This window comes from Klebsiella sp. Ech2A, from assembly GCF_030078455.1.
Taxonomy (GTDB): Bacteria; Pseudomonadota; Gammaproteobacteria; order Enterobacterales; family Enterobacteriaceae; genus Klebsiella; species Klebsiella terrigena.
Window position 1 is genome coordinate 1 of record NZ_JAQGFU010000007.1, and the last position, 23,541, is coordinate 23,541.

The following is a 23,541-nucleotide window of genomic DNA, read 5'->3' on the forward strand; positions in this document are numbered from 1 at the left end:
CTGGCGATCCCCACCCGCTGACGCTGGCCGCCGCTCAGCTCCTGCGGCGAACGCCCGGCATAGGCCCCGAGCTCAACCACCTCCAGCGCCTCCATCACCCGCTTCTGCCGGGCCGCGCCGTTAACCTTACGCAGCCTCAGCGGATAGCCGACGTTCTCCGCCACGGTCATGTGCGGCCACAGGGCGTAGGACTGAAACACCATCCCCATATCGCGCTGCTCCGGCGGCAGGTGGACGGCGCTATCCGCCAGCAGGCGATCGCCCAGCAGCAGGCGCCCGTCGCTCAGCTGCTCGAGGCCGGCAAGAATGCGCAGCGTGGTGGTTTTGCCGCAGCCGCTCGGCCCCAGCAGCGCGGTAAAGGCGCCCTGCGGGATGGTCAGATTGAGATCCCGCACCACGGTCTGGTTGCCAAATACTTTGCTGAGCCGCTCCAGCCTCAGTTCTGCCATGGAATCACTCCTTTGGGTAAATATCGTCCGAGCGCGCTGAGCAGCAGCATCACCACCGCCACCAGCGCCACCACCAGTACCGACACCGCCGACGCCAGCACCTTATCCCCGCTCTCATCAAGATTGAAAATCATCACCCCCAGCGTCTCTTTCCCGGCGCTCCACAGCAGCGCCGATACCGTCAGCTCGTTGACGGCGGAGAGGAACACCAGCAGCGCGCCGGCAAACGCCGCCGGCGCCATCAGCGGCAGTACGATGTGGCGCAGGCGCTGCGAAACGTTCGCTCCGGCGAGGCTGGCGGCCTCCTCCATCGCCGGGTCCAGCTGCAGCATGCTGTTGTGCACCGGCTTCAGGCAGACGGTAAGGAAGCGGGCAAGATAGGCGAAAAAGATAATCGTCAGCGTGCCGATAAGGCTGATATTCAGCAGCGGCAGCGGGCGGGCAAACAGCAGAATGCAGGCGATCGCCAGCACCACGCCGGGCAGGGGGTAGGGAATATCGATAAGGTTGTGCAGCCAGCGCAGCGGCCGGGAAGGATGGCGCACCAGCAGCCACGCCAGCGGCAGGCTGATCAGCATCAGCACCGCCGCGGCGCACATCGAGAGCAGCATGCTGTTGCTCAGCGCCCGCCAGGTGGCGCTCTGCGCGTCAACGACGCCGCGCCAGGCGGCAAAGGTCAGGGTCTCGCCGTTGAGCGGCACGCCGGGCGTCGGCACCAGCGAGGTCGCAATCAGCGCCAGCAGCGGCGCCACCAGAATAGCGAACAGCACGACGCCCAGCAGCGCCTCCGTCGCCAGCCGCCACTTACCCAGCGAGAACCCCAGCCCACGCCCAGCCATGCCAATCAGCGGCAGCGCGTAGCGGCGCTGCATGTGGCCCTGGACGATAACGATCCCGATCGCCAGCACGCCCATCAGCACCGACAGCGCCGCCACCTCGTTGAGCATCGACGGGCCGAAGCTGGAGAGCGTCTGGTAGATATAGACCGGCAGCACAAATAAAGAGATGGGGATCCCCAGCATCGCCGGAATGCCGAAGTTGCCGAGGGCGGAAACAAAGGCAATCGCCGCCCCGCCCCATAGCGCCGTGCGGCACAGCGGCAGCACGATATCGAAAAAGACCCGCCACAGCGAGGCGCCGTTGAGCCTGGCCGCTTCGATATGCTCCTTCGGCAGGCACTGCAGCTGCGTGCGCAGGGCCAGAAACACCAGCGGCGCATGCTGAATGCCGAGCAGCAGGGCGATGCCCTCGGCGGAGTAGAGCGGATTAGCGCTGCCAAATCCCGGCGCCAGGCCGAGGCTGTTGAGCAGAATGCTGCTCGGCCCGAACAGCTGCAGCCAGCTCAGGGCGGTGACCTGCGGCGGGATCATCATCGGCAGCATAAACAGGAACACCCACACCGGCTTAAAGCGGATATTGGTCAGCGCCAGGCAAAAGGCGAACAGGCTGCCAAGCAGCAGCGAAATCAGCGTGCCCAGCCCGCTGGTATACAGGCTGTTATACAGCGCGCTCCAGGTCGCGGGGTTGCTCAGCACGCGCCACAGGCTGCTGTCGCTGCCCTGCCGCCAGTCGAGCAGCGCCGCAATGAGCAGGCGCAGGCTGGGCAGCAGGCTGACCAGCGCCACCAGGCATAATAGCAGCCACAGCAGCCCCTTCAAGGAGCCGCCGCCGGCGTTTTGCCGCAGGGTCATATCGCTCATCGATTAGCGGCTGCCGAACAGGTCGGCGAAGCGCTTTTTGTTAGCCTCGGTGTCGGCCAGCGCTTTGGCGGCGTCGAACGGCATCAGCTTAATGCTGTCGCGCGGCGGAAAGCCCTTCGGCACCGGCAGAGAAGCATCGGCCGGCAGGTAGCCCTGCTGCAGCACCAGCTTCTGCCCCTCGGTCGAGAGTAAGAAGTCGATAAACGCCTTCGCGGCCTGCGGGTTTTTGGCGTTCTTCAGCATCGCCACCGGCTCGGTCACGATGCTGACGCCCTCTTTCGGGAAGGTAAACTCGATGGGCGCTCCCTTGGCCTTTTCGCGAATGGCCATGTAGTCCACCAGCACGCCGTAGGCCTTGCTGCCGGAAGCGATGGCGTTCATTACCGCGCCGTTGCCGCTTTGCGGCATCGCGCCGTTCGCTTTTAGCTTCTCGTAGTATTGCCAGCCGAGGTCGGGAGCGTTCATCAGCGTCGCCTGATGGATTTGCGCCGCGCCGGAGTAGAGCGGGCTGGGCAGCGTGGTCATGTTCTTCAGCTCCGGCTTGAGGAGGTCCAGCCAGGAGGTGGGTTTAACCGGCGCCCTGGTATTCCAGGCAATGCCGGTGGTGATCAGCTTAGTGCCGTAGTAGTAGCCGTCTTTATCATACAGCTGCGCGTCAAAGCGGGCGGCCTGCGGCGAGCGATAGCCGGCCAGTAAATTCTGCTGCTTCAGGGCCTCCATGGTGACGCTATCGGCGATCAGCAGCACGTCCGGCGCGGCGGCGCCGGCGGCGAGCTCGGCCTGCAGGCGGGCGGTCAGCTTGGTGGTTCCGTCACGGATCCATTTCACTTCAATATCGGGATGCGCTTTTTCAAAGGCGCTGACGGTGGTCTGCGCGTCTTCGTTGGGCTGGCTGGTATAGAGCGTCAGCGTCGATTTGGCAAAAGCCGATGCGCTCATGATGGTTAGCATCATCGCCGCCAGCACGTTTTTTTTATTCATCGTTCCGTCCCCGGTGTTTTCGTTGCGACGATTAAAACAGGGGAATCTGACAAAAATATGACCACCTTCTTTCGTAGTCATAGCTTCACATTGCCGCGCTAGCATGGCCGAAAATAGCGTGGCAGGAAGGGAATATGACACCGGAAACCCGTCGCAGCGCCATTGTCGCGCTGGCGACAGAACGCGGCGAAATCAGCATTGAAGCGCTCTCCAGGCACTTTGGCGTATCGCTGCAGACCATACGCAGCGATCTGCGAGACTTAACGGCGCAGGGGCTGCTGCTGCGCCGCCACGGCCTGGTCGCGCCTTTCGCCCGCGAAAATATCGCTTATCAGCAGCGGGAGATCGTCAATATCAACGGCAAACGCTGGATTGGCGAGCGGGTTGCGCGGCTGCTCTGCGGGGCGCAAAGCTGCTTCCTCGGCACCGGCACCACGGTGGAGATGGTGGCGCGCGCCCTGCCGAAGAGCGTTTCTCTCGCCGTCTTCACCAATAATCTGCACGCCACGCAGCCGCTCAGCCAGCTTCCCGACTGCGCGCTGACGATAGCCGGCGGGCGTATCCGCAAGCGCGATCTGGATATTATCGGCGGCGACGCCCTGGCGTTCTTTAGCCGCTATCGGGTGGATATTGGCGTGGTCTCCGTCGGGGGTATCGGCGACGCCGGCGAGCTGTACGATTTTAACGATGATGAAGTGGTGGCGCGGCGGGCGTTAACCGCCGGCGCGGACGTCACGGTGCTGGCGATCGACAGCACCAAGTTTGGCCGCACGGCGCTGTGCCGCAACGGCCACGTCGGTGATTTTGACTACGTCGTCAGCGAGCGCCCCCCGACGGCGCAGCAGCGGGCGGGGCTGGCGCAGCGCCGGACGCAGTGGCTGTGCCGCGACGCCGCCGAAACGCTGTCCGGCGGATGAGCCAACTCCAGAGGCTTGCGCTTAAACAGGCCAGCGTCGATTGCGTACGGTTTCATCCGGTGCTGGCGAAATAGCGATAATCAGCAGAGACAATTACAACCATTTCAGCCATATCAATATTCCCTATTCGACAGGAACATGTCCAACCAGGGTACCGCGGATATCGAAATCAGAACGAATAACTTTATCTGCTAATGTACATATTCTGAATGAAATGGGATGCTCACAGCCCTGCAGATCCCCCCCCAGAAAAAAAACCTTTCCCTCCACTCTGAGCTGCTCAGCACATGCAAATTTTCGCATTGTATTCCTGATTTAATTATTAGAACACTCTCCAGTACTGTTTCAGAATGGCCTCACTAGGATATTCAATAATACCCTGTGAGCTGCTCACAAAAACAAATTAAGAGGCCGGAATGAGCGATTCTTCATCTTTAAGCGATCGGGCTTATCACACTATTCGCCGTGATATTCTGACCTGTCGCCTGTTACCCGGGACACTGGTGACAGAATCCGAACTGATGGAACGCTATGAGTCCGGGAAAAGCACCATCCGCCTGGCGCTGACGCGCCTGAGCCATGAAAAACTGGTTATTTCGCGCCCGCGTAAAGGCTATCGTATCGCGCCAGTGACGGTGCAGGACGTGGAAGAAATATTCACGGTGCGCGCCGCGCTGGAACCGCTGGCGGCACGACTGGCGGTGGGAAAGGTGGATATTGAACTTCTGAAAACGCTCGAAGCCGAATGTCGGGTGGAAGTCGCGGCGCCGTTATCCACGCGCATTGATGTATTTATGAATGCCAATAAACGTTTTCATTTAACTATTGCGGAAGCCACAGGTAACGATCATTTAATTCGCACGCTCTCCGGATTAATGGATGAAATGGCCCGTCTGGTAGCACTGGGATTTAACGTCCAGCGTATTAAGCCGGAAATTAAACACGATCATAACGCCATGATTGATGCCTTTATTGAAGGTGACGCCAAACGCGTGGAATTTATTGCCCGCCGACATATTGAAACTTTTCAGGCGATGACACTGGAAAAAATCTACGCCACCCTGAGCAAAGAAGGCACGTTATTACCGGTATTACCACGGGAGATCTTTGGATGAGCCCGGCGATTGAATTACGCAGCGTCAGTAAATCCTTTGCCAGCCAAAATGTGCTGAACGATATTTCCTTAACCATTCACCAGGGAGAAATCGTCGCGCTGTTGGGGGCATCCGGTGGCGGCAAAAGCACGCTCTTAAATCTGATCTCCGGCCTGTTAACGGCAGACCGCGGTGACATCGCGATTCAGGGTATCCCGGCCAGACAGTTTCAACACTGGCAGCGTATTGCCTATCTGTTTCAGGAAGACCGCCTGCTGCCGTGGCGCTCTGTCGAGCAAAACGTCAATTTCGGTCTGGAAAACAGCGCGCTCCGCAAAGAAGAACGCCGCCAGCGGGTGGCCGACGCCCTGACGCTGGTTGGCCTGTCCCCTTTTGCCCATCACTGGCCACATCAATTATCCGGCGGGATGCGCAGTCGCGTGGCGCTGGCCCGAAGCCTTGTGGTGCAGCCACAAATCCTGCTGATGGATGAACCCTTCTCACGCCTGGATCCACAAACCCGCAGCACCATGCATGACGAATTACTGCGCATTCAGCAACTGACTGGCATGACCGTGGTCCTGGTGACACATGATGTGGAAGAGGCGGTGGTACTGGCAGATCGGGTCGTGGTGTTGAAACCGCATCCGGGGCGCATTCACAAGGAGGCGGTTTTAAACCTGTCACGCCCGCGTATCGCCACCACTCCCGAGGTGAATGAACAGATTCGCCTGTTACGTCTTGAGGTATGAGATGAAGCATCTGTCACGCTCCCTAAGTCTGCTGCTGCAGCGAATTATTCTGCTGGGGATTTTTCTTATCGTCTGGTGGCTGGGGTCACAACATCTCCCGGCCTTTGTGCTACCCGGTCCTGCTGCAACCTGGCAGGCGCTGCTGGCCCTGTGGCAGGGAGAAACGCTGCTGCACGACATCGGCGCGACCTTCAGCCGCGTGGTCTCGGGATTTGTGCTGGCGGCGCTGGTGGGAACCGTATTCGGGCTGGTGTTAGGTGCCAGCCCGCGGGTGGCGCGTTTTTGCGAACCGCTGCTGGCGGTGTTTAACACCGTCTCCTCGGCCATCTGGGCAATCTTCGCCATTATCTGGTTTGGCATTTCCGATGCCACTACCGTTTTCGTGGTGTTTATGACCTCCATGCCGCTGATCCTGACTAACGTCTGGCAGGGGGCGCAAAACGTGGAGGCGCAGTATGTCGAACTGGCCCGCAGTTTCCGCATGAGCCGCTGGCAGACGTTATGCAAAATTTATCTGCCCACCATCCTCCCCTACTTCTTTTCCGGCGCCCGCCTTGCCTTTGGCTTCGGCTGGCGCGTGTCACTGGTGGCTGAAACGCTGGGCTCATCCGATGGCATTGGCTATCGCCTGCGTCAGGCAGGCGATCTGGTGCAAACCAGCCAGGTGTTCGCCTGGACGCTGCTGCTCGTCTCGCTGATGTTGCTACTGGAAGGCGGCCTGTTGAAACCACTGGAACGTCATTTGTTCCGCTGGAAAAAACGGTCATAACATTCACTAAATCTGGGGTAATCAAATGAAAAAGCTGTTTATTGTGTTCGCCATGCTGGCGGGACTCCTGCCGCAGCTCAGCGTTGCCAATGGCAAAGTGCGTATCGGTTACTGGACCTCCGGCGTCAGCCTCGGCTACGGCGCCGTGCTGGAAAGCCAGGACTTCCTGAAAAAACGGGGCGTCGATGCCGAGTTTATCCACTTCCCGGACGTCAATGCGCCACTGAAAGCCCTGGCATCCGGCTCCATTGATCTAGCCTTTGGCGCACCGGTTGCCGGCGTCTTCAGCGTGGCTGCAGAAGGGTTGCCGGTGAAAATATTTGCCGCCACTCAACCCGCCGATGTGGCGTTTGTGGTACCGGAAAGCTCCCCGATTACTGAACTGTCGCAGCTCAAAGGCAAAAAAGTGGGGATGTCTCCTGCCGGTTCTTCCGTGGCCGTGATTGGCAGCACCCTGTTACAGGAAAATGCGGGTATTGCCGCGAACCAGTTTTCACTGATGGGAGGCAATGAGTCTCGACTGGCGCAGTTCCTGGCGCAAAAGCAGGTGGATGCCGCCGCGCTACGAACCCTGACCGTTAATCAGCTACCCGAACTGAAATTACGCATCATCAGTACCTTTGCAGATGAATGGAAAAAACTGACGCACAGCGATGCCTTGCCGTACATCGGCGTTGGCACCGTACGCAGCGAGTGGGTAAGCCAGCATCCGGAAACCGTGGCTAAAGTCATCGCCGCCCTGCGCGACACTCTCGACTGGGGGCGCGCTAACCCGGATGAAGTGGTCAATATCCTGAAAACCAAAGCCAGCCTGCCGGAAGACCAGGCGCGCGCTTATGTCAGCCTGTGGGATCGCATGAACCAGATGTCCTTTGAACCCGCTGACATTGAAACCCTGAAACGCGAACACGCCGTGCTGCTCAGCAGCGGTGCGATTAAAGGCGGACTGAACGATGACCTGTTCGACCCGCGTCCTTACCTGGCTTCGAAAAATCTGAAATAACCTGGAGAACAATATAATGAAAGCGCTGGTATTACCGCAGCACGGTGGCCTTGAGCAACTGCAGATTGATGAACACAAATCTACTCCCCAGGCGCAGGCCGGGCATGTGGTGGTACGTGTCGGGGCCTCCTCGTTTAACTATCACGATGTCTTTACCGTCCAGGGCATGCCGGGCATTAAAGTCCCTTTGCCGGTCGTTCCAGGGCTGGATCTGGCGGGCACGATTGACAGCCTCGGTGAAGGGGTGACGGGCTGGAACATCGGCGATCGGGTGCTGATTAACCCGCTGAAGCCCGAGGTGGGTTTGATGGGGGAGATGACCGATGGCGGTATGGCGGAGTATGCGCTGGTAGATGCCCGCCAGCTTATCGCCCTGCCGGAAGGAGTGACCTTTGAGCAGGCAGCCGCGCTGCCGGTGGCGTATGGCACCGCCCACCGCATGTTAATCACCCACAACACCGTTAAGGCAGGCGATAAGGTCTTGATCCTCGGCGCCAGCGGGGGGGTCGGCACCGCCTGCGTGGTGCTGGCGAAACACCTTGGCGCGGAGGTGATTGCCTGTGCGGGCAGCGATGAAAAAGCCGCTGCGCTGCGCTCGTTCGGCGCCGATCATGTGGTCAACTACCGCGAACAGGATTTCTCCCGCTGGGCGATTGAAAAATACGGTAAACCTCAGCGCCGCACTTATGAGGGTGGGGTGGATGTGGTGATCAACTTTACCGGCGGCGACACCTGGCGGCCTTCATTGAAATGCCTGAAACGGGGCGGCACGCTGCTGGTATGCGGCGCGACTGCTGGCTATGACCCGCAGGAAGACCTGCGTTACGTCTGGAGTTTTGAACTGAATATTAAAGGCTCCAACAGTTTTTATACAGAAAACCTCACCGCCCTGCTGACGATGGTAGCCGAAGGCAGTATCGCTCCGCTGATCGATAGGGTTCTGCCCCTGGCGCAAGCCGCTGAAGGGCTACGCCTGATCCGCGACCGTGAAGTACTGGGCAAAGTGATCGTCACCCCCTGATTCCGGAGAAAAAAATGAACGCGCAGGACATCGAACAAAAATTACTGAACGGCCCTTATCACCAGTGGCTGGGGCTCAAAGTCACGCAGGCCGGCGAAGGGGAAATTACCCTGACGCTGCCCTTCCGGGAGGAGTTTGTTGTTAACCCGGTCGGAGGCTACATCCACGGCGGTATTCTCGCCACGCTGATTGACCTCGCCGCCGACTGGGCGCTGGCGGCATGGACCCACAGGGGCGTCCCCACGCTCAACCTGCATGTGGATTACCATCGCCCGGCCCGCGGTGACCTCACGGTGAAAGCAAAAGTGATTAAACACGGCAAACTGGCATCCAGCGCTGAAGCCTGGGTTTATGACGCCGAAGGCCGTCTGGTGGCCAGCGGACGTGGTTTGTACGCCACGCCGGCGCAGCAGGGGGCGGCATGAGTCTGAAACTGGATCATCTGGTGATCAACAGCCATTTTGCGCTGGATGATAGCGCAACGCTGTTCCGGGCGCTGGGTTTCACCTTAACCCCGCGGGGCTATCACAGCCTCGGTTCGATCAACCATTTGATCGTGTTTGCTGACCACTATCTGGAGCTGATTGGCCTGCCCGCGCAGGGGGAGCCGCTACGCCGGGAACTACTGGATACGCCGCCGGGTATTGACGGGCTGGTCTTTGCCAGCGATGACGCGGCACAGACGGAAGGCATCCTGCAGGATGCAGGGTTCAACGTGCAACCGGTACAGCATTTTTCCCGTCATGTCGCCAGCGGCGAGGAGACAGGGGAGGCTCGTTTCAGCACCGTGCGTCTGACGCCCGGAAGCTTCAGCGCAGGGAGAATCTATTTCTGCCAGCACCACACTCCGGAATGGGTGTGGCGTGACGAGTGGTTACAGCCGGGCAGAATTCAGGGACTAACCGTGGTGGCGCGAGATCCGGCAGCCACCCGCAAAAATTACGCCAGGCTGGGGGATACCGACCTGTTACAGGTGACAAGTTACGCCGCATGGCAGGCGCAATATGGTGCGCTATTGCCGCTTGCAGATGACCGCGAAAGCCGGTTTGCCTGTATCCGGATTTCCGGCGCTGACGCCGGGGCAATCGCCGCAGCGGCAGAACAACAGCATTTTCCCCTGCAACAACACCATGGCTACCTGAGCGTGGCGATCCCCGCCCTCTCGCTGGTGCTGGAGTTTAACCATGACTGATACCTTACCTGACAACCTCGGCGCCTTCCGTCCCTCCCTGCGCCACAGCGATCGGACGGCTTTTATAACCCCCCAGGCGGATGGCGCGCAGCGGGAAATAACCTTCCGACAGTTGAACGATCGGGCGGACGCCATTGGCCTCGGCCTGAAGCAATTTAACTGGCCTGCCGGAACGCGCGTGGCCATCCTGGCGCGGAATTCCATTGACTATATGGCCAGCCTGCTGGGGATTATGCGCGCCGGTTTGGTGGCGGTACCGATAAACTTTCGTTTTCCGGTCAGTACCATTGAGCGCATCCTGACGGACAGCGGCAGCTATCTGCTGCTGGGCGATGCAGAGCAGCTTGCCCGCGTCACCTGTCATCAGCCTCGCATCAGTTTTGGCGCCGAGTTGGAGGCCCTGCGACTGCCCGGAGAGCTGAACTGCTTTATCCCTGCTGACGACGATCTCGCTCTGATGCTCTACACGTCCGGTTCTACCGGGATGCCGAAAGGCGTGCGCCTGACGCATGCCAGCCACCGCTGGGTGGTGGCCACGCGTCTGGCAAACCGGGAACTGACGGGTGAGCGCGTGCTGATTGCCGCGCCGTTTTACCATATGAACGCGCTGGCGCTGGCGCTGCTGACGCTCGCAAGCCAGGTGACTACGGTGCTGCTGCCGCAGTTTACCGCCCGTGAATATCTCCGGGCGGTGGGCCACTATCGCTGCACCTGGCTCACAGCCGTCCCGCCCATGCTGGCGATGATGTTGCAGGAAAAAGATCTGCTGGCGACCAGCGATCTCTCCTGCGTACGGGTGATTCGAATGGGATCGGCGCCGGTAAGCGACGGCCTCTATCGGTCACTACGCCACTGGCTGCCGCAGGCGCGCATCATTAATGCCTACGGCACCACGGAAGCCGGACCGGTGGTCTTTGCGCCCCATCCGCAGGGGCTGACAACGCCCACAGGCTCCCCGGGCTATCCCCATCAGGCGGTCAGCGTACGGCTGCGCAACGGTGACGGCACGCTGGCGGATGAAGGCGTGCTGGAGATGAAAAGCCCGGCGCTGATGCAAGGCTATCACCAGCGTCCCGATGTGCCTGTGCCGTTTACCGATGACGGTTACTACATTACCGGCGATGTGTTCCGGCGGGATGAGCAGGGCTTTTTCTGGTTCATCGGCCGTCATGACGACATGTTCGTCTGCGGTGGTGAAAATATCTGGCCGGGCGAGGTGGAGAAACTGCTGGAAAGCCACCCTCAGGTACAACAGGCCTGTGTGGTACCGGTGGTGGACGATATCAAAGGCCAGAAGCCCGTCGCCTGGGTGATCCCTCGCGCCGGAGAAAACCTCGACCCTCAGGCGCTGAAAAGCTGGGTTCTGCAGCAGGGGCCTGCATATTTACATCCGCGCCATATCTGGCTGACGGGAGGCTTCCCGCTGGCAGGCACCAATAAAGTTGACCGCCGGGCATTACAGTCAGCGGCGGAACAACGCGTACAACAGGGGGAACAACCATGAATTTTAACTGGCATAACCCGTATCATACGCCGCGTACGCCGGTATTCGCCCGTAACATCGTCTCCACGTCACATCCGCTGGCGGCGCAGGCAGGCAATCGTATATTGCTGGAAGGCGGCAACGCGGTGGATGCCGCCATCGCCACCGCCGCCACATTGACCATCGTAGAGCCGGTGTCAAACGGGTTGGGCAGCGACGCCTTTGCGCTGATATGGGCCGACGGGCAGCTGCATGGGTTGAATGCCTCCGGCCCCGCTCCGGCTGCCTGGGACCTGAACTATTTTCATCGCCGCTACGGTGACGATACCTCTGGGCTGGCAAAACGTCCGGAACGAGGCTGGGATACCGTCACGGTGCCGGGCGCCATCGCCGGCTGGGAAGCGTTACATCGGCGGTTCGGCAAACTCCCGTTCTCCCGCCTGATGCACAGCGCCATTGATATTGCCGAACGTGGCGTAACGCTGGCGCCGATGGTGGCCCGTAAATGGCAGGCGGCCGTTCCGCTCCTTGCGCAGCAGCCTGGTTTTGCCGATGTGTTCATGCCCGATGGCCGAGCGCCGCAAACCGGGGAGTTGTTTCGTTTTCCAGCTGCCGCGAGAACTCTGCGCCTGCTGGCCGACCAGGGCGCCCGGGCGTTTTATGAAGGCGAAATGGCCGACGCCATGGTGAGCTGGTCACAGCAAACGGGAGGCAGCCTGACACTGCAGGATTTACAGGCGTATCAGCCGGAATGGGTGACGCCCGTCAGCCAGCGCTATCGCGGTTATGATGTGCATGAGATCCCCCCGAACGGGCAGGGTATTGCGGCGCTGATAGCGCTGGGCATTCTGGAACAGTTTGATCTTGCCAGCCTGGTGCTGGATGGCATTGATGCGCAGCATCTGCAAATTGAAGCGATGAAACTGGCCTTTGCCGATGTCTATCGTTACGTGGCCGATCCGAGATCAATGGAAATCACCCCCCAACAAATGCTGGACAGCAGCTACCTGCAACAGCGTGCCGCCCAAATTGACCTGACGCGCGCCAGCCTGCCCACGGCGGGAGTGCCGCGTACCGGCGGCACCGTGTATCTTACCACCGCTGACGAACAGGGCATGATGGTCTCCTTTATTCAGTCCAACTATATGGGCTTCGGTTCGGGCGTGGTGGTGCCGGAATATGGCATCAGCCTGCAAAACCGGGGAGCCGGATTCTCCAGCGATCCCAAATCAGCCAATGTGCTGGAGCCAGGAAAACGTCCCTTCCATACCATTATCCCGGCGTTCCTGACCAAAGAGGGTCAGCCACAGATGAGTTTTGGCGTCATGGGCGGCGATATGCAGCCCCAGGGCCATGTGCAAACGCTGGTCCGCATGCTGGATTTTCATCAGCAACCCCAGACGGCCTGTGATGCTCCACGCTGGAAGGTTAACCGGGATTTTACCCTCGATCTGGAAACGGGTTTTGACCCGGCAGTGGCGCAGCAGCTACAGTCCCGCGGGCATCGGCTTAAAGCCGTGGACGATCCCTATATGGATTTTGGCGCCGGGCAATTTATCTGGCGGCTGTCGGATGACCCGAATCACGGCTATGTCGCCGCCAGCGACAGCCGCCGCGACGGGCAGGCGCTGGGGTTTTGATGTAAAAGGGCTGCTCTTGTCATTTCGCCAGGCGCGGCCCTTCAAATTGGAATTGCGGATGACGGAATCCAGATGACCAGGAGATGGCGCAGCAAAAGGGCTCGGCGGCCCTACTCCAGACGTTTACGCTTAAACTGGCCGGCGTCGATGTCATACTGCTTCATCTTGCGCCACAGCGTGGTGCGCCCGATATTCAGCAGCTGCGACATCTCCTGGATGCGGCCGCTGGTCACCCTGGCGGCGTGGATAATCGCCTCTTTTTCAATGGCGCTAAACGTCAGGCTGGCGGGGAGCAGCGAAGAGGAGGTATCGCTGCCGGTACGCTCGGTAAACAGGTACTCCGGCAGGTTGCTCAGGCGCACGTGCCCGTTATCGCTGCTGATCGCGACGTTTTCAATAATGCTGTTCAGTTCAAAATCATTCCCGGGCCACGAGTAGTTCACCAGCTGCGCCAGGGCGTCGTCGTCCACCTTCAGGCGCGACGAAAAGCGCTTTTCCAGGCTCCGCAAGCGGTTATGCACCAGCGAGGTGATGCTGTTGCGCCGCGCCCGCAGCGGGGGAATAACGATCTCAAACGAGTGCAGGGCGTAGTACAGCTGGCGGCTAAAGCGGTTCTGCTCCACCAGGTTGGCGAGGTCGACGGTGGTGGTGGCGATCACCTTGACGTCCACCGGGATCAGGCGGCGGGCGTCGAGGCGGGTTAATACGCCCTGCTTAATGACCTGCAGCAGCGCCGACTGCAGCTCCGGCGCCAGGTATTCGATTTTTTCCAGAAACAGAGTACCGCCGTTGGCCAGCTCCAGCCGGCTCAGGCGACCGTTTTCGTCGTCGGTCGGCGCGCTGCCCATAAAGTCCTGCCCGAGCGCGCCGTCGGCGTACAGCTGGCAGTTCACCGCAATATAGGGCCCGCCCGCCCGCTCGCTTTCATTATGAATCGCCTGGCCGAGCAGCTCCTTGCCGACGCCCTCCTCCCCGCACAGCAGCACCGGAAAAGCGCCCCTCGCCGCCTGACGACCAAAATGAATCAGACGCCGGGTTTCCGGATCGTCCGCCGACATCTGCTCGAAGGTGTGGCTCACCTTGCCCAGCTGGCTGGTCATCAGCTGGCGCATCTGCTCCACCGGGTGCAGCAGCAGAATAAAGCTATTGCCCTGCTCTTCGACAATCGGCTTTAGCGTAATCACCGCATCGACAAACTGGTGCTGGCTTTCGAAGGTGACCTCCGCATGGTTCAGCCCGCGCGCGTGCTTAATCGCCCGGCGCAGCAGCGCCGGCAGCGTCACCAGCTCATTGATATTGCGCCCCTGGCTGGCCTGCACGTCGAGATGCAGCAGCGTCGCGGCCCGCGCGTTGAGAAACTGCAGGACCCCCTGCTCGTTCCACGCCATCACCCCGTCATCCATGCTTTCCAGCAGGCCGTACATCTGATTCAGATGGCGGTTGGACTCCGCCAGCAGGCTGTCGGTGAGCAGGGAGTTGCCCACCTCGCGGGCGATGGCGAGGGTCAGCGAGAGGTCCGACGTCGCCTGCTGCTCCGTGAGGCAGCACAGCGAGATCGAGCCAAACAGCCGGCCGTGGTTATCAAACACCGGCGTTGAGCTGAACGACCACGGCCGCAGCGCCTGCTTGAAGTGGCTGTCGCCGGCGGTTTTCACCGGCTGCCCGAGCATCGAGGCCAGGGAGAGCGCGCAGCTGCCGATAATGCTTTCCGCGCAGTAGCTGCCGTCGCGAAAGCCCAGCCCGGCAAGCTGGTCAAGGGTCTGCGGATCGCCGCAGCGGCTGAGAATACAGGCGGACTCGTCGAGGATAAACAGCCCGCAGGGACGGCTATCCATAAACTCCCAGGCGTCCTCCAGCGCGGCCTGACCTATCGTCAGCAGCGCGGTCTTGCGCCGGCAGATCGATTCAAACGTCAGCCCCTGCGCCTGGTGCGGCGCCTGCCAGGTCTCCCGCTGCATAAACTTACTGCAGCGGTGCCATGACTGGGTTATCACCGAAGAAAAGCTCTGAGTCTGCGCAGTCATATCCGTTTCCGCTGTGTTAAAAACGACCGTATTAAAAACGACAACCCCTCCGGCAGTCGCTGCCGAAGGGGAGAAAGCCCTCTTTACTCTCCAGAGAAGAGGCTTACCGGCGCGCTATCACCGCGCCAGCCACTGCTGCCCCAGCAGGTCGGCGGTGAGGATCGCGGCGTAGACGCTGCTGGCGGTCACCGGGAACGGCATATTGTGGATGGTTTCGCCCGGCGCGCAGGTTGCCTGCGCCACGGCCGCAATTTTCCCTTCAATGCCCTCCTTGACGCCCATTTGCGCAAGGGTCACCGGCAGGCCCACCTTCTGGCAGAAGTTCAGCACCGTTTCGATCTCTTCCAGCGGGCTGTTTTGCAGCACCAGCTGGGTCAGGGTACCAAACGCCACTTTTTCGCCGTGGTACAGATGGTGGCACTCTTCCAGAATGGTAAAGCCGTTATGAATAGCATGCGCCCCGGCAAGGCCGCTGCTTTCAAAGCCGATACCGCTGAGGTAGGTATTGGCTTCGACGATGCGCTCCAGGGCATCGGTCACGACCCCCGCCTGGGCGGCAAGACGCGCCTTTTCGCCCTCGGCCAGCAGCGTATCATAGCACAGGCGCGCCAGGCTTAAGGCCGCCGCCGTGGACTGGCCGCCCGCCATGCTGGTTGCTCTGGCGTCAAAACAGGCCTTCGCTTCAAACCAGGTCGAGAGCGCATCGCCCATCCCGGCCACCAGCAGGCGCACCGGCGCTTTGGCGATAATCGCCGTATCCATTACCACCATATCCGGGTTTTTCGGATAGATCAGATACTCTTCAAACTCGCCCGCTTCGCTGTAGATAACCGACAGCGCGCTGGTTGGCGCATCGGTGGAGGCGATGGTGGGGATAACCACCACCGGCAGCTTCTGGTAAAAGCCGATGGCCTTCGCCGTATCAAGCGTCTTGCCGCCGCCAATCCCCACCACGCCGCGGCAGCCGTGCTGCTGCAGAATCGCGATCAGGCGGTTAATTTCCGCATGGCTGCATTCACCGTTAAAGCGCGCGGCGTGGCAGCTGATGTTGTGGCTGTGCAGGCCGTTCAGCACCTTGTCTCCCGCCAGCTTCATGACGAAGTCGTCGGCAATCACGAAAAAGCTGTCCGCCAGGTTTTTAGCGTACTCGCCGAACAGCGTGGATGCATCAGGTCCCTGGAGATATTTGGCTGGAGATTGAATAACTTTTAGCATTCCTTTCACCCTCAAATAAGTGCATGTTTTTACATGATGAGCTCTGGCGCCGCTGCGTTCAGCCTTCTGCTAATGAGGGGAACGGGAGCGCTGCCGGAGCGATGCAATCACTGTAGGGCGAGCGGAGAACAAAAAAATATTTCGCCTTTTTGTTCGGATATGGAACAGAGAAAATATTTTTGCGTTTCATATTGAAACATTAATCACGGTGAAACGCCGGGATTGCGATCCCGATCCGCCCGTTCAGCGAAAATTTGCGCAGCAGGCAGCATAGCTCACCGGGAAATCGGCTCCTGGCCGCGAAAAAAAACTAAAAACCCGCTTCGCGATCGCCGCTTATCCGCCTCGCGGCGGTATGAAAAAAACTGCTCTGAGTCGCATTTTGCTTTTTTCTTCGCAATAAACGTTTCATTACGGAACATTTATTAGCAATCACGTTCCGGAATGAAACCCACTTCGGGCAGATTTTATTTTTCGTCAACTCAGCCAGAATCACTACATCGCCGGACAGCGCCTATCGGCCGGCGAACCCCTACGCGATGACCGCCTCCGCCAGCAGAGAGGCGGCATCGAACCACTGCGACGGAGCATGAAGATGAAAAAACTGATTAATCGTGTCGAAGACGTCCTGAGCGAACAGCTGGCGGGCCTGGCGAAGGCCCATCCCCACTTAACGCTGCATCAGGATCCGGTGTACGTCACCCGCGCCGATGCGCCGGTTGCCGGCAAGGTGGCGCTGCTCTCCGGCGGCGGCAGCGGACATGAGCCAATGCACTGCGGCTACATTGGCCAGGGCATGCTCTCCGGCGCCTGCCCGGGGGAGATCTTCACCTCGCCGACGCCGGATAAAATGTTCGAGTGCGCGATGAATATCGACGGCGGCGAAGGCGTGCTGCTGATTATCAAAAACTACACCGGCGATATTTTGAATTTCGAAACCGCCACCGAGCTACTGCATGAGAGCGGCGTCAAGGTCACCACCGTGGTCATCGACGATGACGTGGCGGTGAAGGACAGCCTCTATACCGCCGGCCGCCGGGGCGTGGCCAACACCGTGCTGATTGAAAAGCTGGTGGGCGCCGCCGCCGAACGCGGCGATTCGCTGGAAGCCTGCGCCGAGCTGGGCCGCAGGCTCAACAACCTCGGCCACTCTATCGGCGTCGCCCTCGCGGCCTGCACCGTGCCGGCCGCCGGGCAGCCCTCTTTTGAGCTCCAGGATAACGAAATGGAGTTCGGCGTCGGCATCCACGGCGAACCGGGAATTGACCGCCGCGCCTTCAGCTCTCTCGACCAGACCGTGGACGAAATGTTCGCCACCCTGCTGGAAAACGGTACCTACAGCCGCACCCTGCGCCAGTGGGATCCGCTCAAGGGCAGCTGGCAGGACGTCCAGCAGGGGAAAAAAGCGCTACAGAGCGGCGACCGCGTCATCGCGCTGGTCAACAACCTCGGCGCCACGCCGCTGTCGGAGCTATACGGCGTCTACAACCGCCTCGCCGAACGCTGCGAGGAGAGCGGGATCGCTATCGCCCGCAGCCTTATCGGCAGCTACTGCACATCTCTGGATATGGTGGGCTTTTCCATCACCCTGCTGAAGGCCGACGACGAGACGCTGGCCCTGTGGGATGCCCCCGTCCATACCCCGGCGCTGAACTGGGGCCATTAAGGAGCACAACATGTCACTGAACAGAACGCAGATCGTTAACTGGCTCTATCGCTGCGGCGAGATCTTTACCAAAGAGCGGGATTTTCTTACCGGGCTGGATAAAGAAATCGGCGACGCTGACCACGGCCTGAACATGCATCGCGGCTTCAGCAAGGTGGTGGAAAAGCTGCCTTCTATTGCCGATAAGGACATCGGTTTTATCCTTAAAAATACCGGGATGACGCTGCTTTCCAACGTCGGCGGCGCCAGCGGCCCGCTGTTCGGCACCTTCTTTATCCGCGCGGCGCAGGTAACCCAGGCGCACCAGAGCCTCAGCCTCGACGAGCTGTACCAGATGATGCGCGAAGGCGCGGACGGCGTGGTCAACCGCGGCAAGGCGGAGCCGGGGGATAAAACGATGTGCGACGTCTGGCTACCGGTCGTTGAATCATTGCGCCATTCCAGCGAGCAGCATCTGCCGATGCAGGCCGCGCTGGACGCCGCCTGCAAGCAGGCGGAGATCGCCACCCGCTCCACCATCACCATGCAGGCCCGCAAAGGCCGCGCCAGCTACCTCGGCGAGCGCAGCATCGGGCATCAGGATCCGGGCGCGACCTCGGTGATGTTTATGATTCAGGAGCTGGCTGCGGCAGCCAAAGAGTAAGGAAAAAGCGATGGTAAACCTGGTGATTGTGTCTCATAGCGCCCGGCTGGGCGAAGGCGTCGGCGAACTGGCCCGGCAGATGTTAATCGGCGACGGCTGCCGGCTGGCGATCGCCGCCGGGATTGACGATCCCGAGAGCCCGATCGGCACCGATCCCATTAAGGTGATGGAGGCCATTGAATCCGTAGCCGACGCCGATCACGTGCTGGTGATGATGGATATCGGCAGCGCCCTGCTGAGCGCCGAGACGGCGCTGGATCTTCTCGATCCGGCTATCGCCGCGAAGGTTCGCCTCTGCGCGGCCCCGCTGGTTGAAGGTACGCTGGCGGCAACGGTCAGCGCGGCAACCGGGTCAACGATCGACAAGGTTATCGAGGACGCCATGAACGCGCTGGAGGCTAAGCGCGTTCAGCTGGGGTTACCGTCGCCCGCCCAGGCCGCCCCTGAGGCGATCCCCTTTGCCGGAGATGACGACGCGCGGTCGGTTTCGGTGGTGATTAGCAACCACAACGGCCTGCACGTTCGCCCGGCCTCGCGCCTGGTGGCGGCGCTGGCCGGCTTCAACGCCGATCTGCTGCTGGAGAAAGGCGGCAAGTGCGTGGCGCCGGACAGCATCAATAAAATCGCGCTGCTGCAGGTGCGCCGCGACGACAGGCTCCGGCTGCTGGCCCGCGGGCCGGATGCCGAGGCGGCGCTGGCCGCATTCCAGGCGCTGGCGGCGGAGAACTTCGGCGAGCAGCCGGGCGCGGCCCCGGCGGCAACCGTTCCCTCCACCGGGCGCGTCCAGGGGAAGGCGCTGCTCTATCCCCTGCCGCATGCCGAGCCGCGGCGGCGAAACAGCGCCAATAGCGCCAAAGAGCAGCGGCGCCTGAAGCAGGCCATTGAGCAGACGCTGGCGGATCTCAACGCCCTGACCCGCCTGGCGGAGGAGCGCTACTCCGCCGATATCGCGGCCATTTTCTCCGGCCACCACACCCTGCTCGACGACCCGGATCTCTATGACGCCGCCTGCGCTATCCTGAGCAAGGAGCAGTGCTGCGCCGAGTGGGCGTGGTACCAGGTGCTGGTCGATCTCAGCCAGCAGTATCGCCAGCTGAGCGATAGCTATCTGCAGGCGCGCTATATTGATATCGAAGATCTTCTCCACCGCACGCTGCGCCATCTTCAGGGCCGCAGCGAGGTGCCGCTGGCGGTGAATGAACCGGTGATCGTCATCGCCGATGATATCTTCCCCTCAACCGTGGTGCAGCTCGATCCCCGGCAGGTAAAGGGGATCTGCCTGCAGGAAGGCAGCGACGTCTCCCACGGCGCGATCATCGCGCGCCAGGCCGGGATCGCCTGCCTGTGCCAGCAGGGTGACGCGCTGAAAACGCTGCGCAGCGGCGATGCCATCACCCTTGATGTCGCCGGAAGGCGCATTATCCGCGGGTAGCCCCGCTGACTTCACGCCGGAGGCGCCGTCTCCGGGGATTTTGTTTTCGCTCAACCTCCAGGAACCGTTATGTCTCAATTCTTTTTTAATCAGCGCACCAGCCTCGTCAGCGACGTTATTGAAGGGGCGATTATCGCCAGCCTGTGGAACAATCTGGCGCGGCTGGAGAGCGATCCGGCGATCCGCGTGGTCGTGCGCAGCGATCTGAATAAGAGCAACGTCGCGGTGATCTCCGGCGGCGGCTCCGGCCACGAGCCGGCCCACGTGGGCTTTATTGGTAAAGGCATGCTCACCGCCGCCGTCTGCGGCGATATTTTTGCCTCACCGAGCGTCGATGCGGTGCTGACGGCGATCCAGGCCGTTACCGGCGAAGCGGGCTGTCTGCTGATCGTTAAGAACTACACCGGCGATCGCCTGAACTTTGGCCTCGCGGCGGAGAAAGCGCGTCGCCTGGGCTACAGCGTCGAGATGCTGATCGTCGGCGACGATATTTCGCTGCCGGATAACAAGCATCCGCGCGGCATTGCCGGGACCATCCTGGTGCATAAGGTGGCGGGCTACTTCGCCGAGCGCGGCTACAACCTGGCGACCGTGCTGCGTGAAGCGCAGTACGCGGCGAACAACACCCGCAGCCTCGGCCTCGCGCTCTCCAGCTGCCACCTGCCGCAGGATGCCGAGACGGCCCCGCGCCACCATCCCGAGCAGGCGGAGCTGGGGATGGGCATTCACGGCGAGCCCGGCGCTTCGGTTATCGCCACCCAGAACAGCGCGCAGATTATGCGGCTGATGGTGGAGAAGCTGACCGCGGCCCTGCCGGAAACCGGCCGCCTGGCGGTGATGCTCAATAATCTCGGCGGCGTATCGGTCGCGGAAATGGCAATCCTCACCCGCGAGCTGGCGAACACGCCGCTCCATCAGCGTATTGACTGGCTGATTGGCCCGGCGTCTCTGGTCACCGCTCTGGATATGAAAGGCTTCTCGATCACCGCGATCGTGCTGGAAGAGAGCATTGAGAAAGCGCTGCTCTCCGAGGTGGAAACCGCCAGCTGGCAGAAGCCGGTCCAGCCGCGCGCCGTCGGCGTCATGCCCTGCTCGCTGCGCAGCAGCCGCGTCGAGTTCCAGCCTTCAGACAATAGCCTCGTGGCGGGCTACGTCGGAACGGTGACCGCAACGCTGTCTGACCTTGAGGCCCACCTCAACGCGCTGGACGCCAAAGTCGGCGACGGTGACACCGGGTCGACCTTCGCTGCGGGCGCGCGCGACGTGGCCGAGCTGCTGCGTCGCCGGCAGCTGCCGCTCGCCGACCTCTCCACCCTGTTTGCGCTGATCGGCGAACGCCTGACCGTGGTGATGGGCGGCTCCAGCGGCGTGCTGATGTCTATTTTCTTTACCGCCGCCGGGCAGAAGCTGGAACAGGGCGCCGGCGTCGCCGAAGCGCTCAACGCCGGCCTGGCGCAGATGAAGTTTTACGGTGGGGCGGACGAAGGCGATCGCACCATGATTGACGCGCTGCAGCCGGCGCTGGCCTCGCTGCTGGCCGCGCCTGACAATCTGCAGGCGGCGTTTGCTGCGGCCGAAGCCGGCGCGGAAAGCACCCTTCACGCCAGCAAAGCCAACGCCGGGCGCGCGTCGTATCTCAACAGCGACAGCCTGCTGGGCAATATGGACCCGGGCGCTCACGCGGTGGCGATGGTGTTTAAGGCCCTGGCGGGGAAATAGAAGCAGTCAGACATTCCCGCCGGTGCCGCGGCTCCGGCGGGAATGCTGGGAATGCTGGGAATGCAGAGAATACAGGAAGTTTTTGGTCAGGTAGCCCGGGCAGAGCAGTCGCCGCAGCCCGGGACTTCGCTACATTGACTACTTACTGTGCCAGTAGGCCTGGGAGCGCACCAGCTGCGGGTCAATCTCGTCCCCTTTAAAGCGCTCGAGCAGCGATTTCACCACCGCTCCTTCGCCGGTCACCCAGATAAAGTAATCCTCCGCCGGGACGCTCACCTGCGCCAGACGCTCGGCCACCGCGGCGGGGTTATGGCCCACCACCCACTCAATATTGAAGCCGTCAAACTCCGCCAGATAGTCTTTATAAGACGCATCGCCGATGGTGACGATCGCCGTTACCTGCGGCGGAACCGGCAGCTGGCTTAATGCCCGCAGGCGACGAAGCAGCGCGGGCATGCCGGACTCATCGCCAACGTACAGCTGCCAGGCGTAGTCTTCCGGCACCACCAGCGAACCGCGCGGCCCGCCAATCACCAGCTTATCGCCGACGCTTGCCGCCAGCGCCCAGCGGCTGGCGATACCGCCGTCATGAATAAAGAAATCATAGGCCAGCTCGTGGCGTTCGGCATCGTACAGCGGCGTGTAGTCGCGGCTCGCCGGGCGCACGCCCTCGCCCCAGTTAATGCCTTCATCCGTCACCTGCGGCGGCGTAAAGGTCGCACCCTCCTGCGGGAAAAAGAGCTTGGTGTGGTCATCAAAACCCTGCGAAACGAAACCATCCAGCGCGTCGCCTCCCAGCACGATGCGCTGGAAGCCAGCGCTCACGCGCTCCACGCGCAGCACGGTGAGCTCGCGGAAACGGAGTTCGTTTTGTACGCGCTGCGGGTACTGCGTTTTTTTCATTGTTGTCATCATCGGCGGCCTTCGTGAAATTAAATAGATATATCTAAACTTGCTGCAAATGATAATGATTGCCATTAAAAAAGAATGCAAGATCTTTTTTGATATAGTCAGACTAAAAGACATAAAAATCCAAAAAATAGAATAAATACATTAACTATCAATAAATTAAAAAACACACAGCGATTAGCATTGCCACAACAAGCAATTTAGATATAAATTAGATATATCAGAAATTAACAGGAGATAAGGATGCGAAATCATCATGAAGAGGACCACGACTCGCGCGAGCACCACGCTGAACGCGGCGGGCGCAGAGGCGGCGGGCGGCGCCAGCGCTTCTTCGGCCACGGCGAGCTGCGGCTGGTTATCCTCGATATCCTCAGCCGCAGCGCCAGCCACGGCTACGAGCTGATCAAAGAGATAGAGGGCCTGACCCAGGGCAACTACAGCCCGAGCCCCGGCGTTATCTACCCCACCCTCGACCTGCTGCAGGATCAGGGGCTGATCGGCGTTGCAGAGGAAAACGGGCGTAAAAAAATCTCGATTAGCGAAGAGGGTCGCCGCCTGCACGCGGAAAACCAGCAGTCCCTGGCCGACATTCGGGAGCGTCTTCAGGCGCGGATGGTCGGCTGCGAGCTGCGTAAAAATCCGCAGATGAAGCGGGCGCTGGAAAATTTTAAAGCCGTGCTGGATTTGAAAGTGAATCAGCAGGCCATCAGCGAAGCGCAGCTAAAGCAGATTATTGCCGTCATCGACCGCGCGGCGATGGAGATCTCCCAGCTCGATTAAGCCGCCGCCAGCCGGCCCTTTTCTGCCCCAGCGTTGGGCAAAGCGCACCGCGGCGAAGCACGCGGCGCTTAGCCCGCGGAGCGCATGCTGCGTCCGCTCAGGAGTAAAGCATGCCAATAATATCGCCATAAGATTAAATATTGCGCAAT

21 protein-coding genes are annotated in these 23,541 nt (G+C 60.7%); 15 read left to right on the forward strand and 6 right to left on the reverse strand.

The window, feature by feature from the left end; all coding sequences use genetic code 11:
• The 3 genes from PFH44_RS03140 to PFH44_RS03150 all read right to left on the reverse strand — a co-directional run.
• The coding region (locus PFH44_RS03140) for an ABC transporter ATP-binding protein (protein ID WP_283824265.1) at nucleotides 1–449 on the reverse strand (449 nt) is incomplete at its 3' end.
• A complete protein-coding gene (locus PFH44_RS03145; RefSeq protein ID WP_283824266.1) occupies nucleotides 437–2,149 on the reverse strand; it encodes an ABC transporter permease in 1,713 nt (570 codons plus the stop codon). The genes PFH44_RS03140 and PFH44_RS03145, both read right to left, overlap by 13 nt.
• A gap of 3 nt (nucleotides 2,150–2,152) precedes the next feature.
• Nucleotides 2,153–3,130 carry an ABC transporter substrate-binding protein gene (locus tag PFH44_RS03150; protein WP_283824267.1) on the reverse strand — a complete coding sequence of 326 codons (978 nt, stop codon included), beginning with the start codon at nucleotides 3,128–3,130 and terminating at the stop codon, nucleotides 2,153–2,155.
• A 134-nt stretch (nucleotides 3,131–3,264) separates the two neighbouring features.
• Here PFH44_RS03150 and PFH44_RS03155 point away from each other — a divergent pair, with 134 nt between their 5' ends.
• From PFH44_RS03155 to ggt, 10 genes are all read left to right on the forward strand, one after another.
• Nucleotides 3,265–4,047 carry a DeoR/GlpR family DNA-binding transcription regulator gene (locus tag PFH44_RS03155; protein WP_283824268.1) on the forward strand — a complete coding sequence of 261 codons (783 nt, stop codon included), beginning with the start codon at nucleotides 3,265–3,267 and terminating at the stop codon, nucleotides 4,045–4,047.
• Between the two features lie 416 nt (nucleotides 4,048–4,463).
• A complete protein-coding gene (locus PFH44_RS03160; RefSeq protein ID WP_283824269.1) occupies nucleotides 4,464–5,162 on the forward strand; it encodes a GntR family transcriptional regulator in 699 nt (232 codons plus the stop codon).
• Nucleotides 5,159–5,893, forward strand: coding sequence for an ABC transporter ATP-binding protein (locus PFH44_RS03165; RefSeq protein WP_283824270.1), 735 nt, complete (start codon nucleotides 5,159–5,161; stop codon nucleotides 5,891–5,893). The genes PFH44_RS03160 and PFH44_RS03165 overlap by 4 nt, the downstream gene beginning before the upstream one ends.
• Before the next feature lies 1 nt (nucleotide 5,894).
• A complete protein-coding gene (locus PFH44_RS03170; RefSeq protein WP_283824271.1) occupies nucleotides 5,895–6,662 on the forward strand; it encodes an ABC transporter permease in 768 nt (255 codons plus the stop codon).
• A 25-nt stretch (nucleotides 6,663–6,687) separates the two neighbouring features.
• Complete coding sequence (locus tag PFH44_RS03175) at nucleotides 6,688–7,665, forward strand: ABC transporter substrate-binding protein (protein ID WP_283824272.1); 978 nt, start codon at nucleotides 6,688–6,690, stop codon at nucleotides 7,663–7,665.
• 16 nt (nucleotides 7,666–7,681) lie between these two features.
• Nucleotides 7,682–8,686 (forward strand): zinc-binding dehydrogenase, encoded by a 1,005-nt coding sequence (locus tag PFH44_RS03180; protein ID WP_283824273.1) that lies wholly within the window; start codon nucleotides 7,682–7,684, stop codon nucleotides 8,684–8,686.
• 14 nt (nucleotides 8,687–8,700) lie between these two features.
• Nucleotides 8,701–9,111: a PaaI family thioesterase gene (locus PFH44_RS03185; RefSeq protein WP_283824274.1), complete on the forward strand. Its 411-nt coding sequence runs from the start codon at nucleotides 8,701–8,703 to the stop codon at nucleotides 9,109–9,111.
• Nucleotides 9,108–9,878, forward strand: coding sequence for a VOC family protein (locus PFH44_RS03190; protein WP_283824275.1), 771 nt, complete (start codon nucleotides 9,108–9,110; stop codon nucleotides 9,876–9,878). Before PFH44_RS03185 ends, PFH44_RS03190 begins: the two co-directional genes overlap by 4 nt.
• Nucleotides 9,871–11,382: a class I adenylate-forming enzyme family protein gene (locus PFH44_RS03195; RefSeq protein WP_283824276.1), complete on the forward strand. Its 1,512-nt coding sequence runs from the start codon at nucleotides 9,871–9,873 to the stop codon at nucleotides 11,380–11,382. The genes PFH44_RS03190 and PFH44_RS03195 overlap by 8 nt, the downstream gene beginning before the upstream one ends.
• Nucleotides 11,379–13,001, forward strand: a complete 1,623-nt coding sequence (ggt, locus tag PFH44_RS03200; protein ID WP_283824277.1) for a gamma-glutamyltransferase — start codon at nucleotides 11,379–11,381, stop codon at nucleotides 12,999–13,001. Before PFH44_RS03195 ends, ggt begins: the two co-directional genes overlap by 4 nt.
• 110 nt (nucleotides 13,002–13,111) lie before the next feature.
• Here ggt and dhaR read toward each other — a convergent pair whose 3' ends face one another.
• Both dhaR and PFH44_RS03210 read right to left on the reverse strand, forming a co-directional pair.
• Nucleotides 13,112–15,025: a dihydroxyacetone kinase operon transcriptional regulator DhaR gene (gene dhaR / locus PFH44_RS03205; RefSeq protein WP_128877132.1), complete on the reverse strand. Its 1,914-nt coding sequence runs from the start codon at nucleotides 15,023–15,025 to the stop codon at nucleotides 13,112–13,114.
• Nucleotides 15,026–15,142: 117 nt separating this feature from the next.
• On the reverse strand, nucleotides 15,143–16,240 hold the full coding sequence (locus PFH44_RS03210; RefSeq protein ID WP_123708904.1) for a glycerol dehydrogenase: 1,098 nt from the start codon (nucleotides 16,238–16,240) through the stop codon (nucleotides 15,143–15,145).
• Nucleotides 16,241–16,835: 595 nt separating this feature from the next.
• Between PFH44_RS03210 and dhaK the strand changes: the two genes are divergently transcribed.
• From dhaK to PFH44_RS03230, 4 genes are all read left to right on the forward strand, one after another.
• Nucleotides 16,836–17,906 carry a dihydroxyacetone kinase subunit DhaK gene (gene dhaK, locus PFH44_RS03215; RefSeq protein ID WP_045857861.1) on the forward strand — a complete coding sequence of 357 codons (1,071 nt, stop codon included), beginning with the start codon at nucleotides 16,836–16,838 and terminating at the stop codon, nucleotides 17,904–17,906.
• Nucleotides 17,907–17,916: 10 nt separating this feature from the next.
• A complete protein-coding gene (gene dhaL, locus PFH44_RS03220; protein WP_115191817.1) occupies nucleotides 17,917–18,549 on the forward strand; it encodes a dihydroxyacetone kinase subunit DhaL in 633 nt (210 codons plus the stop codon).
• Between the two features lie 10 nt (nucleotides 18,550–18,559).
• Nucleotides 18,560–19,981, forward strand: coding sequence for a dihydroxyacetone kinase phosphoryl donor subunit DhaM (gene dhaM, locus PFH44_RS03225; protein WP_283824278.1), 1,422 nt, complete (start codon nucleotides 18,560–18,562; stop codon nucleotides 19,979–19,981).
• A 69-nt stretch (nucleotides 19,982–20,050) separates the two neighbouring features.
• Complete coding sequence (locus PFH44_RS03230; protein WP_283824279.1) at nucleotides 20,051–21,700, forward strand: glycerone kinase; 1,650 nt, start codon at nucleotides 20,051–20,053, stop codon at nucleotides 21,698–21,700.
• A 138-nt stretch (nucleotides 21,701–21,838) separates the two neighbouring features.
• On the opposite strand, the gene PFH44_RS03235 is transcribed toward PFH44_RS03230, so the two are convergent.
• Nucleotides 21,839–22,612, reverse strand: coding sequence for a siderophore-interacting protein (locus tag PFH44_RS03235; RefSeq protein ID WP_123709010.1), 774 nt, complete (start codon nucleotides 22,610–22,612; stop codon nucleotides 21,839–21,841).
• A 240-nt stretch (nucleotides 22,613–22,852) separates the two neighbouring features.
• Between PFH44_RS03235 and PFH44_RS03240 the strand changes: the two genes are divergently transcribed.
• Nucleotides 22,853–23,392 (forward strand): PadR family transcriptional regulator, encoded by a 540-nt coding sequence (locus tag PFH44_RS03240; RefSeq protein WP_045856752.1) that lies wholly within the window; start codon nucleotides 22,853–22,855, stop codon nucleotides 23,390–23,392.
• Nucleotides 23,393–23,541 lie beyond the last annotated feature (149 nt).